At 71.0% G+C, this 14138-nt stretch carries 11 protein-coding genes and 1 pseudogene; 5 read left to right on the plus strand and 7 right to left on the minus strand.

The annotated features are described in order from the left end of the window. Positions 1–288: 288 nt before the first annotated feature. From ACZ44S_RS19715 to ACZ44S_RS19730, 4 genes are all read right to left on the minus strand, one after another. Positions 289–2055 carry a lectin gene (locus ACZ44S_RS19715; protein ID WP_466930704.1) on the minus strand — a complete coding sequence of 589 codons (1767 nt, stop codon included), beginning with the start codon at positions 2053–2055 and terminating at the stop codon, positions 289–291. A gap of 17 nt (positions 2056–2072) precedes the next feature. Then, on the minus strand, positions 2073–4931 hold the full coding sequence (locus ACZ44S_RS19720; RefSeq protein ID WP_466930706.1) for a lectin: 2859 nt from the start codon (positions 4929–4931) through the stop codon (positions 2073–2075). A 314-nt stretch (positions 4932–5245) separates the two neighbouring features. Further along, positions 5246–6256, minus strand: coding sequence for a TerC family protein (locus ACZ44S_RS19725; RefSeq protein WP_466930708.1), 1011 nt, complete (start codon positions 6254–6256; stop codon positions 5246–5248). Between the two features lie 113 nt (positions 6257–6369). Further along, the gene (locus ACZ44S_RS19730; RefSeq protein WP_466930710.1) at positions 6370–6756 is read right to left on the minus strand and encodes a nuclear transport factor 2 family protein; all 387 of its coding nucleotides are present in this window, start codon (positions 6754–6756) and stop codon (positions 6370–6372) included. Positions 6757–6908: 152 nt separating this feature from the next. Between ACZ44S_RS19730 and ACZ44S_RS19735 the strand changes: the two genes are divergently transcribed. Beyond that, positions 6909–7535, plus strand: coding sequence for an SAM-dependent methyltransferase (locus ACZ44S_RS19735; protein ID WP_466930712.1), 627 nt, complete (start codon positions 6909–6911; stop codon positions 7533–7535). A gap of 117 nt (positions 7536–7652) precedes the next feature. Here ACZ44S_RS19735 and ACZ44S_RS19740 read toward each other — a convergent pair whose 3' ends face one another. After that, on the minus strand, positions 7653–9614 hold the full coding sequence (locus tag ACZ44S_RS19740; protein ID WP_466930714.1) for a glycoside hydrolase family 5 protein: 1962 nt from the start codon (positions 9612–9614) through the stop codon (positions 7653–7655). A 174-nt stretch (positions 9615–9788) separates the two neighbouring features. Between ACZ44S_RS19740 and ACZ44S_RS19745 the strand changes: the two genes are divergently transcribed. Both ACZ44S_RS19745 and ACZ44S_RS19750 read left to right on the plus strand, forming a co-directional pair. Beyond that, positions 9789–10256 carry a DoxX family protein gene (locus ACZ44S_RS19745; RefSeq protein ID WP_466930716.1) on the plus strand — a complete coding sequence of 156 codons (468 nt, stop codon included), beginning with the start codon at positions 9789–9791 and terminating at the stop codon, positions 10254–10256. Positions 10257–10437: 181 nt separating this feature from the next. After that, positions 10438–10954 (plus strand): annotated as a pseudogene (locus ACZ44S_RS19750) (alpha/beta fold hydrolase); the annotation flags it as partial. A 43-nt stretch (positions 10955–10997) separates the two neighbouring features. Here the strand turns inward: ACZ44S_RS19750 and ACZ44S_RS19755 are convergent. Continuing rightward, positions 10998–11396 carry an ASCH domain-containing protein gene (locus tag ACZ44S_RS19755; RefSeq protein WP_466930718.1) on the minus strand — a complete coding sequence of 133 codons (399 nt, stop codon included), beginning with the start codon at positions 11394–11396 and terminating at the stop codon, positions 10998–11000. 136 nt (positions 11397–11532) lie between these two features. Between ACZ44S_RS19755 and ACZ44S_RS19760 the strand changes: the two genes are divergently transcribed. Both ACZ44S_RS19760 and ACZ44S_RS19765 read left to right on the plus strand, forming a co-directional pair. Then, positions 11533–11946, plus strand: a complete 414-nt coding sequence (locus tag ACZ44S_RS19760) for a DUF4190 domain-containing protein (RefSeq protein WP_466930720.1) — start codon at positions 11533–11535, stop codon at positions 11944–11946. An 892-nt stretch (positions 11947–12838) separates the two neighbouring features. Then, positions 12839–13102: a hypothetical protein gene (locus ACZ44S_RS19765; protein ID WP_466930722.1), complete on the plus strand. Its 264-nt coding sequence runs from the start codon at positions 12839–12841 to the stop codon at positions 13100–13102. A 17-nt stretch (positions 13103–13119) separates the two neighbouring features. Here ACZ44S_RS19765 and ACZ44S_RS19770 read toward each other — a convergent pair whose 3' ends face one another. Further along, positions 13120–14049 (minus strand): ketopantoate reductase family protein, encoded by a 930-nt coding sequence (locus ACZ44S_RS19770; RefSeq protein WP_466930723.1) that lies wholly within the window; start codon positions 14047–14049, stop codon positions 13120–13122. Positions 14050–14138: the final 89 nt, after the last annotated feature.

The raw sequence follows: 14138 nt of genomic DNA on the forward strand, positions 1-14138 counted from the left end.
TTCGAGACAGCCATGCCCAGGACCAGTGCCGCAGCGGCATGACGCCCTCACGGGACGTCACCGCCCCCGCTTGACAATGTCATTGGGATTCTCCCTGTGACGACGTGCCCCGGGCCGGGCCGCGGCGCCGACAGGGTGACGAGGTGATGAGGGGAACCGGGCGGGAGGGCGTCGGCCCGAGGTGACCCATCAACCGTAACCGGGCGGCCGCCCACGCGCAGTGCGCCGGTCCGGCGGGCACGGTCCGGCGGGCGTCGGTGATCCGATGCCCGCCGGACCTGTCTCACATCAGGGCAGGGTCCACTTCTGGTTGGGTCCGGTGTGGCAGGTCCACAGATGGACCGGCGTCCCGTCGTTCCACGTACCGCCCGAGGCGTCCAGGCACTTGCCCGACTGCGGGTTGCGCACCGTGCCGTCGGAGTGGGCCGCCCACTTCTGCGCCCCCGTCCCGTTGCACGTCCACAACTGGATCCGCGTACCGTCCGCACTCCCGCCACCGGAAACGTCCAGACACTTCCCCAACGCCCGCAACGAACCGTCGTCCGCCACCGTCCACCGCTGCGCCGCACTCGCGTTGCACGACCAGATCTGTATCTCCGTACCGTCCGCAGTGCCCGCGTTGTCCACATCCAGACACTTGCCGTTCACCCCCTTCACCTCACCCGTGCGGGGATCGGCCGGGGACCCCGTCTGCTTGATCCGGATGTTGCGGAAGGCCGCCTCGTCGCCGTCGCCGTGGTTCTGCAGACCGATGTGGCCCTGCTGGAGGCTGCGCGCCGGGTCGGTGTTGGTGAAGTCGTTGATCTTCCGGCCGTTGAGGAAGATCTCGAGCCGCTCCCCGGTGACGCGGATCTCGTACGTGTTCCACTCCCCCGGCGGGTTCAGCGCTGCGTCGCGTGCGGCGAGGTCGGCCGACCGGAATCCGTAGACGGCGCCGGTGGTGCGATCGGCCGCGTCGGTGGCGTCGATCTGGATCTCGTAGCCGTTGTCCACCGCCGACCACGGGTCGTCGGACGCCGGGAAACCCACGAAGACACCGGAGTTGTCGTCCCCGCTCAGCTTCCAGTCGAGCTTCAGCGAGTAGTCGCCGGTGAACTCCTTGGCGTCGTACCAGAGCAGGCCCAGTCCGCCGTGCGAGGTGAGGGTGCCGTCGGCCAGGGTGAAGCCGCCGGGGCCCGCCTGCTTCCAGCCTGCCGTGCCGGTGCCGTCGAACAGGGAGGTGTAGCCGGTCTCCGGGCGGCAGTCGGCCTTGGTGGTGCCGGCGGCCCAGCGGATGCCGCCGAGCAGATGCCGTCGGAACGCGGGGTCCGCGTAGGACTCCTCCGTGTGGCCGCCGCCGGTGTAGAAGGCCCGGCCGCCGGCGTAGTCCTTGCACCAGGCGATCGGGTGGTCGCCGGACATGGTGCCGCCGGAGTAGCTGGACTCGTCCAGCGATGCCAGGACATGGGCGGTGGTGCGGGGGTTGCTGCGGTAGTTGTACCACTCGTCCGTGCGCTGCCAGGTGCGGCCCAGGTGCGCGGTGGCGTCGTGGGCCCGGTCCTCGACCCTGACGGTCGCGGGCTGGATGGCGGGGTGGGACTGGAAAAGTGCTCCCGCCAGTCCTTCGTAGAAGGGCCAGTCGTACTCGGTGTCGGCGGCGGCGTGGATACCGACGTAGCCGCCGCCCGCTCCCAGGTACTGCTCGAAGGCGGTCTGCTGCGCCGGGCCCAGGACGTCGCCCGTGGTCGAGAGGAAGACCACGGTCCGGTACCGGGCGAGGTTGGCGGTGGTGAAGGCCCCGGGGTCCTCGGTGGCGGTGACGGTGAAGTTGTTCGCCGCTCCGAGGTCACGCAGGGCCGCGACGCCCTCGTCGATCGAGGAGTGGCGGTAGCCCGCCGTCCTGGAGAAGACGAGGATCTCGTACGCCGGGTCGGCCGCCGCGGTGGACGTGCGGTCCGGAGCGTGGGCGCTGTGGCCGGGGGCCGGTACGGCGCCGGGCAGGGCCGTGGCCTGGGGTGTCAGGCAGAGCAGGGCGCCGGCACACAGGCTGAGCACTGTTCTGAACGGGGTGCGCATCGTGGCTCGCCTCCTTTCTACGGCAGGGTCCACTTCTGGTTGGGTCCGGTGTGGCAGGTCCACAGATGGACCGGCGTCCCGTCGTTCCACGTACCGCCCGAGGCGTCCAGGCACTTGCCCGACTGCGGGTTGCGCACCGTGCCGTCGGAGTGGGCCGCCCACTTCTGCGCCCCCGTCCCGTTGCACGTCCACAACTGGATCCGCGTACCGTCCGCACTCCCGCCACCGGAAACGTCCAGACACTTCCCCAACGCCCGCAACGAACCGTCGTCCGCCACCGTCCACCGCTGCGCCGCACTCGCGTTGCACGACCAGATCTGTATCTCCGTACCGTCCGCAGTGCCCGCGTTGTCCACATCCAGACACTTGCCGTTCACCCCCTTCACCTCACCCGTGCGGATACCGCCGGCGGAGGTGGTGAAGGAGAACTCGTCCACGTCGTAGAGCGCGCCGCTGCCGCCCTTGAAGACGAGGTACAGGGTGGTGGTGCCGGCCGGCCCGCCGGTCAGGGGTGCCGTGACGTCCTGGAAGGTCTCCCAGCCGCCGGTGACCGGCACGGTGGCCGTGCCGAGCAGCGTGCCGGCCGGGGAACCCGCGCGGACCTCGAGGGTGCCACCGCTGCCTCCGGAAGAGACGCGCGCGGTGACGCCGGTGACGTTGTCGAGGCTGTACGGGGTGAAGGAGATCCAGTCGCCGTTGTGGATGTCGCCGACCGTCTTGCCGCCGTGCGCGGGTGTGTGGTTGACGACCGTCACCCCGGCCGCGTCTGCGTAGTGTTCGGCCTGCCGGTGGCTGGGCTGGGTGATGTGCTGGTCGTGCGCGGTGAGCGCGGGCTGGCCGCCCGCTCCCTTGTCGGTGTACTCGGCGTCGACGACGCCGAAGATGTTGGCGTTGGGGTCGTGCTCGCCGTCGGCCAGGGTCTGCAGGGTGCCGGTGCAGCCGGTGGTCGAGGTCTGCGGGTGGCCGTGGCTGTCGTGGCCGATGATGAAGGTGACCTTCACCTTCGCGCAGTCGATCGTGCCGTCCTCCGGGTCGGTGACCGTCACCTTGAAGGGGATGGCGTCGCCGAAGTCGTGGACGCGTCCGTCGGCCGGGGTGTCGAGCCGTACGGTCGGGGCGGTGTTGCCCACGGTGATCTGTACGGACGCCGTGGCGGACTGGCCGGTGGAGTCGGTGACCTTCAGCGTCGCCGTGTACTGGCCGTTGGTGGTGTAGGTGTGGGACGGATCGGCTGCGGTGGAGGTGCCGCCGTCGCCGAAGGTCCAGGCGTAGCGGAGTGCGTCGCCGTCGGGGTCGGAGGTGCCGGCCGAGGAGAAGCCGACGGTGAGGGGGGCCGTGCCGGAGGTGGTGTCCGCCTTGGCCTGGGCCACCGGGGCGCGCCCGCCGGTCACGTGCTCGATGCGGTACAGGGCCGAGTTGGCGTCGCCGTTGAAGTAGCCGGTGCCGTAGTCGAGGACGTAGAGAGCTCCGTCGGGGCCGAAGGCCAGGTCCATCACCTGGGTGCCGCTCCAGGGGAAGGCATTGATGGACTGCACGGTTCCGTCGCCGCCGGCCTCGATCCGCTTGATCCAGCGGCGGCCGAACTCGCCGGCGAAGAAGTCGCCGTCGTACTCGGCGGGGAACTTCACCTCGGAGGTGGAGCCGGCGTCGTAGCGGTAGACGGGGCCGCCCATGGGCGACTCGGATCCGTTGCCGAACTCGGGGACGGAGCCGCCGTCGTAGGGGATCCAGGCAGGCTGTGCGGGCGGCAGGTCGGTCAGGCCGGTGTTGCGCGGCGACGTGTTCCTCGGCGCCGCGCAGTTGAAGGACGGGCCCGAGCTGCCGGAGCCGAAGTCGTAGTCGGTGTAGGCGTCGTTCTTTCCGGTGCAGTAGGGCCAGCCGAAGTTGCCTGCCGTGGTGATGCGGTTGAACTCGACCTGTCCGCCGGGGCCCCGGGAGGGGTTGGCGGTACCGGCGTCGGGGCCGTAGTCACCGACGTAGACGGTGCCGGTGGCCTTGTCGACGCTCATCCGGAAGGGGTTGCGGAAACCCATGGCATAGATCTCGGGACGGGTGCCGGCGGTGCCGGGCGCGAAGAGGTTCCCCGCCGGGATGCTGTACGTCGCGTCGGCGTTCACCTTGATGCGCAGGATCTTGCCGCGCAGGTCGTTGGTGTTGCCCGAGGAACGCTGGGCGTCGTAGGCGGGGTTGCGCGAGGCACGCTCGTCGATGGGGGTGTAGCCGTCCGAGGCGAAGGGGTTGGTGTCGTCGCCCGTCGACAGGTACAGGTTGCCCGCCGCGTCGAAGTCGATGTCGCCGCCGACATGACAGCACAGGCCGCGGGAGGCGGGCACGTCGAGGATCTTCTTCTCGCTGCCCGGGTCCAGGGTGCCGTCGGTCTTCAGGACGAACCGGGACAGCCGGTTGACGCCGTCGAACGGGGCGAAGTCGGATGCCGTTCCGTCGCTGGGGGCGTCTCCGGCCGGAGTGTTCAGCTTGGGGGCGTAGTACAGGTAGACGAAGCGGTTGGCGGAGAAACCGGGATCGGCGGCGACGCCCTGCAGCCCCTCCTCGTCGTGGCTGTAGACGTCCAGTCTGCCCGCCACGGTGGTGGTGCCGGCGGCGTCCGTCAGTCGGAGCGTGCCGTCGCGCGAGGTGTGCAGCACCGAGCGGTTCGGCAGGACGGCGAAGGTCATGGGCTCGCCCATCTCGGCGACGCCCTTGGCGAGGGTGACCTGTTGGAAGTCCTCGGCCGCCGCGGCGTCGGCTGCGCCGCCCGGGCCTGTGGGGGCGGGGGCTGCGGCGGCCGGGCCCAGGGGCAGTGCCAGGCTCATGGCACAGGCCACGGCCGTCAGCAGCGTGCGGACACGTCTGTGTCCGAGCGGTCTCGTGCGCACGGAAGTCTCCTGAATGTGGGGGTGGCGGCAGGCCCGAGGCCGGCCGTGAGGAGTACGGGCGCGCGCCGTCGCGCCGTCGAGCTCCGGTCGTCACCGTGACCAGGGTCATGACCGGTTCATTTCAAGGAAGTTAGCGGGACTCGACCGAACGCGTAACCCCTTTCGCGCGCGAACCCTTGTCTTTTTCCTCGGGTGAGACAAAGTGCGGACGTCGCCGGGTGGGCCGCCAGGGCCCCGGGTGTGCGCGTACGTATCCCGTCGACCGACCGTGTGCCGGTCAGGGGTGAAGTCGGCGTCCGGCGGTCGGTCGGGGCTCAGTCGTCACCGGGGCGGTCGGCGGGCGTGTCCCGCTCGGGCACCGCCTCTTCTCCGGCCGCGGAGTCCTTACGGGGAGGGACGGGTCGCCGCAGGCTGAAGATCACGGACGTCGTCAGGATGGCGACGATGACCGCGAGACTGACCGGCGAGGGGATCTCCGGAACACTGGCGCTGATCGTTTCGTGCGTGGCCTGGAGGATCAGCTTGACGCCGATGAAGCTCAGGATGATCGCGAGGCCCACGTTCAGGTAGTGGAAGCGGTCCAGCAGTCCCGCGAGCAGAAAGTACAGGGCGCGCAGCCCCAGGATGGCGAACGCGTTGCTGGTGTAGACGATGAAGAGATCGTCACTGACGGCGAGGACAGCGGGGACGCTGTCGACGGCGAAGACCAGATCGGCCGCCTCGATCGCGGCGACCACCGCGAGCAGCGGAGTGGCGACGCGCTTGCCGGCCTCCTTGACGAAGAAGTGCGTGCCCTCGTATTCGTCCCGCACCGGAACGACCTTGCGGAGCAGCCGCAGAGCGACGCTCTTGCCCGGGTCGAAGCCCTCCTCGTCGCCCTTGAGAAGCTTGTAGGTGCTGTAGAAGAGCACGGCGGCGAAGACGAACAGCACCGCCGTGAAGCGGCTGACCACGGCGACACCGAGTGTCAGGAAGACGCCCCGGAAGACGAGCGCGCCCATCACCCCGAAGAACAGGACACGATGTTGGTAGGCGCGGGGCACTCTGAAGTAGGCGAAGATCACGGCGAAGACGAAGAGGTTGTCGACGGACAGGCTCTTCTCCAGCAGCCACGCGGTGGTGTACTCGGTGCCGGCCGTGGCGCCGAGGACGAGGAAGACGACCGCGCCGAAGACCAGGGCCAGGCTCACCCACAGGGCGCTCCAGGCGGCAGCCTCCTTGAATCCGATGACGTGTGCGCTGCGATGGGCGAGCAGGTCCACCGTCAGCGACACCACCACCGTCGCGGCAAACACCACCCACAGCCAGGGCGGGACCTCCAGCACGCCGCTCACCCTCTCCGCGGCCCGCACCGACGCGGGCCCTCACAGAGAAGTTTCCGGTATGACACCGCACCGAGCGACTTCACAGGGCACCGACGGGAGCGTGCCCGCCGGGGTCAGCCGGGGTCGGATGCCGTGAGGTGGGTGAGCGCGCACCGCCAGCCGTCCCGGTGCCGGACGAACACATCGGTCACCCATTCGTCGGCGTCGAACCGCTGCCCGCGGTAGTACGCCGTGTTCGTCATCCGCCCCGTCACGACGGCCGTGTCGCCGTGAACTCGGACACGGAGGGGGCCGACGGCCCGCATGGCGGTGTGCGTCAGGTCGCCGGAGCGGATCAGGTCGAGGAACTCCTCCCGCGTCCCGATGCCCCGGCTGGAGACGATCACCCAGTCGTCGGTCACGAACGTACCGATCCGGTCCGCGTCGTCGGACACGATGGCCGCCGACCAGTCCTGCTCCCGTGCGATCAGTCGCTCGCGCGCGTGGCCGTCGTCGCTCATTCCCGCACGATACCGGTGCGGCACGCCCGCGCGAGAGACGGACGGCGGGCCGCCACCCGTCCGGCACTCTTGCCGTTCCCGCAAGATTTCGTGCCGGGCAGGAGTGAGCCGGGCGAGACTCGGACACCTTCCCGACAGAAGGAGCACCCGTCATGTCATCCACCGACGCACTCACGTTCTGGAACGGCGTCCACGGCGCGCGACCGGCGGCGACCGCACCACGGCCGAACGCACGACTGACCGAGTCCGTCACCCCCCTGCCGCCCGGTGACGCCCTGGACCTCGGCTGCGGGTCCGGCGGAGACGCGTTGTGGCTCGCGCGCCGGGGATGGCGGGTCACCGCGGTCGACGTCTCGTCCGTGGCGATCGAGCGTCTCGCCGCGCTGGCCGCCGCACACGGCCTGGGCGAGCGGATCGGCGCCCGGCGGCACGACCTGCGGGAGTCCTTCCCGGACGGCCGGTTCGATCTCGTGTCCGCCCACTATCTGCACACGCCCCTGGACCTGGACAGGGCGACCGTCCTGCGTACCGCGGCGCACGCCCTCCGGCCGGGTGGGCGGCTGCTGGTCGTCGACCACGGCTCGACCGCCCCCTGGTCGTGGAACCAGGACCCCGACGTCCGCCACCCGGACCCGCGGGAGATCGCCGGGGACCTCGCCCTGGACCCTGCGACGTGGACGGTCGAACGGGCCGACTCCCCGCGCAGGACCGCGACCGGACCGGGCGGGGAGACCGCCGAGGTCACCGACCATGTCCTGATCATCCGCCGGACCGCGTGAACCGACGCGGTTCCGCCAGGAGGCAGCATGTCCGCCGTACCGCGTCGCCGAGGCCGCGCGACACTCCGCCACCCCCGCTTTCCGGGCGGCCTCCCGATACCGGCCGCCGGGCGGCCGTCAGGACACGTCGGACGTGCCGCCGGTGAGTGTGCGGCAGTACAGGGCGTCCGGGGTGCGTGGGGAGAGGAACCGGCCGGTGTAGGCGATGCCGGCGGCGTACTCGTCGTCGGCGCACTGGCCCTTGAAGCGGCCGTGCGCGAAGTCGCCGCCCTTGGGCTGCGCGCCCCGGTTGTCGCCCCGGTCGAACCAGACCGTGCGGCCGCTCGTACCGGTGAGCGCGCCGTCCGGGGCCTTCGCGCACAGGGCGGCCGAGACGGCGGCGCCGCGGACGCTGTAACCGGTGAGGAAGTGGCCCACGGGGCACTGGAGCTTGGTGTACCCGGACGCCCAGTCACCGCCGGGCGTGACATGCCGCTCGTCCTTGACGACCTGGTGGCCGCCGGCCGGGTCCTGGAGGGGTCCGGCGGTCACGTCGGAGCACAGGCCACGGTTGCCGGTGTGGCTGAGGCCGAGCAGGCGCTGCCCGTCGGGGCATACGGCCTTGCGGGCGCCGGGGTCCCAGTCGGGCAGCGCGCGCATACGGCGTGAGGCGACGAAGTCGGCGTGGTCGGGGCTGAGCATCGACCAGTCGGCCGCCGGGCCGACGGGGCCGGAGCGGCCGGTGGCCTCGATGAGCCGGGTCCACGCCCCGGCCCGCCAGTCGTCGCCGTCGAACAGGCCCATGCGCTGACCTGCCGCGTCCCAGTGCAGCAGCGCCCAGCCGTTGCCCCTGCGGTTCTCGTGCCAGCCGACGAGCGGCCAGTACGCGAAGTCGGCGTCGGTGCGGATGAGATGGTCGACGAAGTTCTCGAACCAGGCCCGGTCGGTGGGGCTGTTCTCCTCCCGGCCTCCGACGCCGAACTCGCTGATCCACACGGGCGCGGTGAAATGCCGGTCCTGTTCGGCGCTGACGAAGAAGGCCTGGCGGTTCAGCACCTCGATCAGCTCGCCGGGTGACAGGTCCCGGTAGCGGGGGTCGGTGGTCTCGCCGATTCCGGTGGCTCCGGTGTGACGGGGTCCGGTGTAGCCGTAGAAGTGGGCGGAGTAGACGAGCTTGCCGGAGTCGACAAGGGTGTGGGAGAGATGGCGGGCGGGCTCGAGGGTGGGGCGGCCGTGCGCGAACCCGTCGACGGGGATGCCGGTCCAGTTGATGCCCTCGACGACGATGAGGAGGTCGGGGTTGGCCTCGGTCAGGATGCGGTCGCCGACGCGCTGCGAGGCGGTGAACCAGTCATGGTTGTCACCGAGACCCCAGTTGGGGTCGTCCCAGACGGAGCGGCGGACCTCGTTGTAGAGATCCGCACCCACGACGCGGTCGTTGTCCCGGTAGCGGCGGGCCATGAACAGCCAGTCCTCCTCCCACTGCTCCGTGGACCGGCTCGCGTTCCAGCGCTCGTTGCCGTCGACGCCGCAGCACCAACGGGTGGTGTTGGTGTGGTTGTTGAGGATGACCGCGAGGCCGGCGTCGGTGAGTTCGCGTATCACGGCGTCGTAGACCCCGAGCGGAGTCCTCGCCCTGAGGGCGGGGTTGGCCGCGACGGCTTCGTCCGTGACGGGGCGGGTGTCGTGGATCATCTCGTTGGAGAAGGGCAGCCGGATGCTGTTGATCCCGATCTCCTGGAACCCGGCGATGATCTCCGCCATGGGGGCGCGGTCGAGGCCGAGCGGTATCCGGTGGGAGTTCTCGCCGGCGTGATGGTTGCCGTCCTCCTCCGCGCTGCCGTTTCCGTTCCATGTGCCGCTGGCGCCGTGCCAGTTGCCGGACCGGAGTCTGAACCGGTCACCGTCCGCGTCCACGATCCAGCGGCCCCGCGTACTGAGCGGGGCGGTCCAGGTGTCGGCGGAGGCGGCCTCCGTGCGGGCCTCGGGTGCCTGGGGGGCCGCCGCCGCGGAAGCGGGCATCGAGGGCGCCACGAGAAGGAGGGCGCCGAGAACCGTCCTGACCAAGGAGCCGCGCACGGTCACCTTCCCAGTCGTCATCGCACGGGATGTCATGACAGCGTCATAATGAGGCAAGGGCGGCTCGTGGTCCAGGCAATCCGCACGGCCGATGACTGAACCCTCGGCGCACCGCGCACGTAAGAGGAGAGCGGGCGGCCCCTCGCCCCCGTCGCCCGAACACGTCGCACCCACCCATGCAAGGAGTACGCAGCGATGAGCACCGCACGGCTGAGCGATCGGCTTGCCAGCCACCAGCCCCTCGTTCTGGGCCTGTTCCGGATCGTCCTCGGCGTGCTGTTCACCAGCGAGGGCGCCGCCACGCTCTTCGGTGTGCTCGACCGGGAGGCCACACCCGCCGGGGACTGGCCGTTCTGGTACGCCGGGGTGATCGAGCTCGCCTGCGGCGCCCTGATCCTCCTCGGTGTCGCGACCCGCAGTGCGGCGTTCCTCAGCTCGGGCGCCATGGCCTTCGCCTACTTCACCGAACACCAGAAGGACGGCCTCTTCCCCCTGCAGAACGGCGGTCTGTCCCCGGCCCTGTTCTGCTGGGGTTTCCTCCTCCTGGTGTTCTTCGGCCCGGGCGCCCTGTCCCTGCCGGGACTGCTGCGCCGCGGTGCAACGGGGCCCGCCCCGTCCGGCCCGTACGCCGCCGGGCCCACCTCCTCCGGAGAGGCCGGCTGACCTCGGCACGGACGCGACCGGCCGACGGCCCATGCGCCCAGGCGGAGTAGGGGGCGGGCCCGTCGCACGCCCCGCTGTTGCGGCCCCGCGAGGCGTGCCGGAGACTGCCGGGAACGGGACCGGCAGCCGCCCGGAAAGGGCCCGGCGATGGGCGAGTACGCGGACCTTCCTGGCGTCAGGAGACGTCGCAGGACCGCTCTCCTGTCAGGACTTGGACGACACGGTCGCCTTCATGGAGACCGTCGTGGGCCGGCCGGCGCATCTGCTCGGTCGGAGCGACGGCGGCGGCGTCGCGCTGCTCGTCGCCCTGGCCCGGCCCGACCAGGTACGCAAGGTCGTGGTGATGTGGGCCAACTCGCGCCCCCGCCCGAGTCCTTCGCCGAACCGGCGATGGCGACGCGATGACACCGGAGAGCCCGGATCTCGCGTTCTTCCGCGAACTGTACGAGGCTCATCCAGGCACCCACCCTCGTCATGGTCGGTGACGACGACTTGATCACGCTCGAGCACACGATCACCCTCTACCGCGCGCTCGGGGCCGGCCGGCGGTCGTCCCCGGAGCGTCCCATCCGGCGCCCCTGGAGCAGTCGGACCTGGTCAACCGGTTGATCCTCGATCACCTGGAGAAGGAAGCCGTGCAGACCATGATGCCCGTCCGACGGGCGTCGGCAGCGGGCGCCGGCGGCGCCGCCGCCTGACCGGTGCACATTCGGTCCGGTGGCCCGAGCGAGTGCCGGCGGGTCAGGAAGGCTCCACGACACGGAAGGCGATGCAGACGACGGGAGTGTCGTCGACGACGGGGGTGCCCTCGCGCTCCCAGAACCGGCGATGGCCGGCACGCCACGCCTCGATGGAAGCGTCGCCCTCGCCTTCGGCGACGGCATGCTCCCACGGAACCTCGATGAACGACGTCTGCTCGACGCCCGTGATCTCGAGAGTGGCGACGGCATCGCCGGCGTTGTCCAGCAGAGCCATGCGCTCACCGACGAACTCGAGGCCTTCCGTCTCCTCGACGTACTCGGCGAGCAGACCGGTCGTCGCCGTCTTCCGTCCGGCAAGAACCAGGGAGTTCAGCTCGACGCGCAGCTCGTCGGGGGAGCCCAGTTCCATCGCACGCATGCCGTCGACTCGTGGCCACACCGCTCGTTCACCTCACTTGTCCGGACCGCGCGCGAAACGCGGGTGCACGGGAGACCGGAGGCATTCGCCGCCGGGATGGGGGCAATCGGCACGTACGGCAACTCATGTGGACCGAAGCAGAGATGAGTGTGATGACATGTCTTTCCCGGAACACCCCTCGGCGCGCACGGACGCCATGCAGGCACATCATGACACGGGCGTGCGCCGGGGCAACGGACTCGCGATCGCCGCACTGGTCCTCGGCATCCTGGCGGTCATCCTCTTCTGGACCGTCATCGGCGGGGCCTTGCTCGGACTCCTGGCTCTGATCTTCGGCATCATCGGCGCCCGCAAGGCACGCGGAGGCCGGGCCCCGCACGGCAGAATGTCGATCGTCGGCGCGGTACTCGGCGGGCTGGGGCTGGCCGCGTCCGTGGTGATCATCGCGATCGGCGCGTCGATCCTCAACTCGGACGAGTTCAAGGACTTCGACGACTGCGTGCGGCACGCCGACACCCAGAGCGAACGTGACGCATGTGCCGATGATTTCAACAAGGACGTCAACGGCTGACCGAAGACGGCCACGGGAACGGGCGCGTCACCCGGACGGGCGGTATGGCCGGGCGGGAAAGCACAGCGTCCAGCCGATGCGGCGGGCGCCCCGCCCGGTCGCATAGGACAGTAGGACCATGAACCGTCACCGACGCCCGCCCCGACGCGCCCCGTGGATCGCGGGCGGCACCGCCCTGCTCGTCCTCGGGGGCGTCGGCGTGTGGGCGTTGGTGGCGCAGGACGGCGGCGATCCCACCCCCACGCCCTCGGCCTCGACCGATCTGTCCCTTCCCACCCTGAACCCGCTGCCGTCCTGGACGTTCGAGACGGAGCCGTCCGGCACCGCCCGCGGAACGCCCACGCGCACACGGTCCCCGGCGGCGACGTCCCGCCCCCGTCAGTCGGCCCGGCCGAGCGGGGAACCCACGACCGGACCCGCACAGCGGAGCCCTCGGACCACCACCGGGCCGACGGCTCCGGGTCGGAGGCCGACCACCGAGCCGGGCGTTCCGGATGAGAGGCGGACCACCGGGCCGGAGGTTCCCGGTGAGAGGCCGACCACCGGTTCCGCACGGCCCGGCCGGGAGCCGGGGTCCCGCGCGCCCGCGACGGACGGTCCGGCCGTGCGCACTCCCCGAACGCGGCCCACGTCGACGCCCGGGCCGGCGCGGCCCCCCGGGCCCAAGCCCTCGGCACGTCCCACTGCCCCCAAACCCTCCGGCTCGCCCGCGCGTCCGAGGCCGACGCGGACGCCGACGAAGCGTCCGGGGCCCTCGACGCCCGTACCGCCGTCGTCCGTCCTGCCCCCCGCTCCGACGTCGGCGCCGAGTGCGACGCTCACGCCGTCCTCCACACCGACGGCGGCACTCACTCCGGCATCCCCGGCGCCGAAGCCGCCCGCTGGAACGTCCGTGCCGGCGTCCCCCCACCGGAAGCACCCGACCCACGCACCGGCGACCGGCTCGGACCAGACGGTGACCACCACCTGGTACACCTCACCGGCAGCGTTGGCCGCCGCCCGGCGGATGGCCATGGCCGGAAAGGTCGGCGACGCCGCCTGCTCCATGGCGGCCGTAGGCCGCCCGGACCCCGCGCTGGTGCCGCGGGACGACCGCATCGGCATCGGGCACCACGGTCGCTACTGGTGCCTGGTCCGGGGGGACGGCGAACGGTGAACGGTCGCACCGCCGCGTCATGCCCCTGACGGGTCTCCGAGCACGTACGGGGCGAGGATGTCGGCCACGGTCCGGTTGCGCGGGGCGGGGACGTCCAGCCGGGCGGCGAGGTCGGCCACTCCCCCGCTGAGCCAGGGCAGCTCGAGACGGTTGCCGTTCTCCAGGTCGTTGTGCATGGAGGACGTCATGTCCGCGGGCAGCGTGTCGCAGAAGGCCAGCTGACGTTCGGCGAACGTGTCGTCCAGGGGGACGCCCGAGGCCTGCGCGACCGCCACGGTCTCCTCCATGATCTCGCGCAGCAGTGCCCGGGAACGCTCATGGGACCGGACGACTCCGACGGGCCGGCGGATGGCCGTCGTCGTGGCCGACAGACCGACGAGGAAGACGAACTTCTCCCAGACCACCTTGTCGATCGAGGTGCTGGTCTCCGCGTCGATGCCCGCCTCACGGCAGGCGGCCATGAGGTCGGCGACGACGGGTTCCTGGCTCGGGTGGCGTGCGCCGAAGACCATTCTCTGCAGGGTGCCGTTGTGCCGGACGACGCCGGGTTCCTCGATGAAGGCGGAGATGAAGCAGGCTCCCCCGAGGACGGAGTCGTCGGGCAGATGACGGCGGAGGACGGTGTCCTTGTGCACGCCGTTCTGCAGCGACAGCACCGCGGCCTTCCCCGCGTTCGAGGAGGCCAGCTGTCCGGCGACGTCTTCGGTGTCCCAGAGCTTCACGGCGACCAGGACCAGGTCCACGGGACCGAGCCGGGCGACGCTGTCGACGAACGAGTCGGGTGAGGTGCGCACGTCGCCCAGCGGGCTGCGGACGAGCAGGCCCTCGCTGCGCGCGGCCTCCAGGTGGCGGCCCCGCGCCACGAACGTGACCTCGTGGCCCGCCGCGGCGAGACGCGCCCCGAAGTAGCCACCGACCCCACCGGCTCCGACCACCGCTGTCCGCATGTGCGCCCACCCTCTTGATGTCCGCGGAGAGGCTACTACGACGCCTGAGGCGGGACGGCACGGCGTAGGCTGCCCTCGGCACGGGCACG

It is taken from the genome of Streptomyces malachitofuscus, assembly GCF_055571035.1.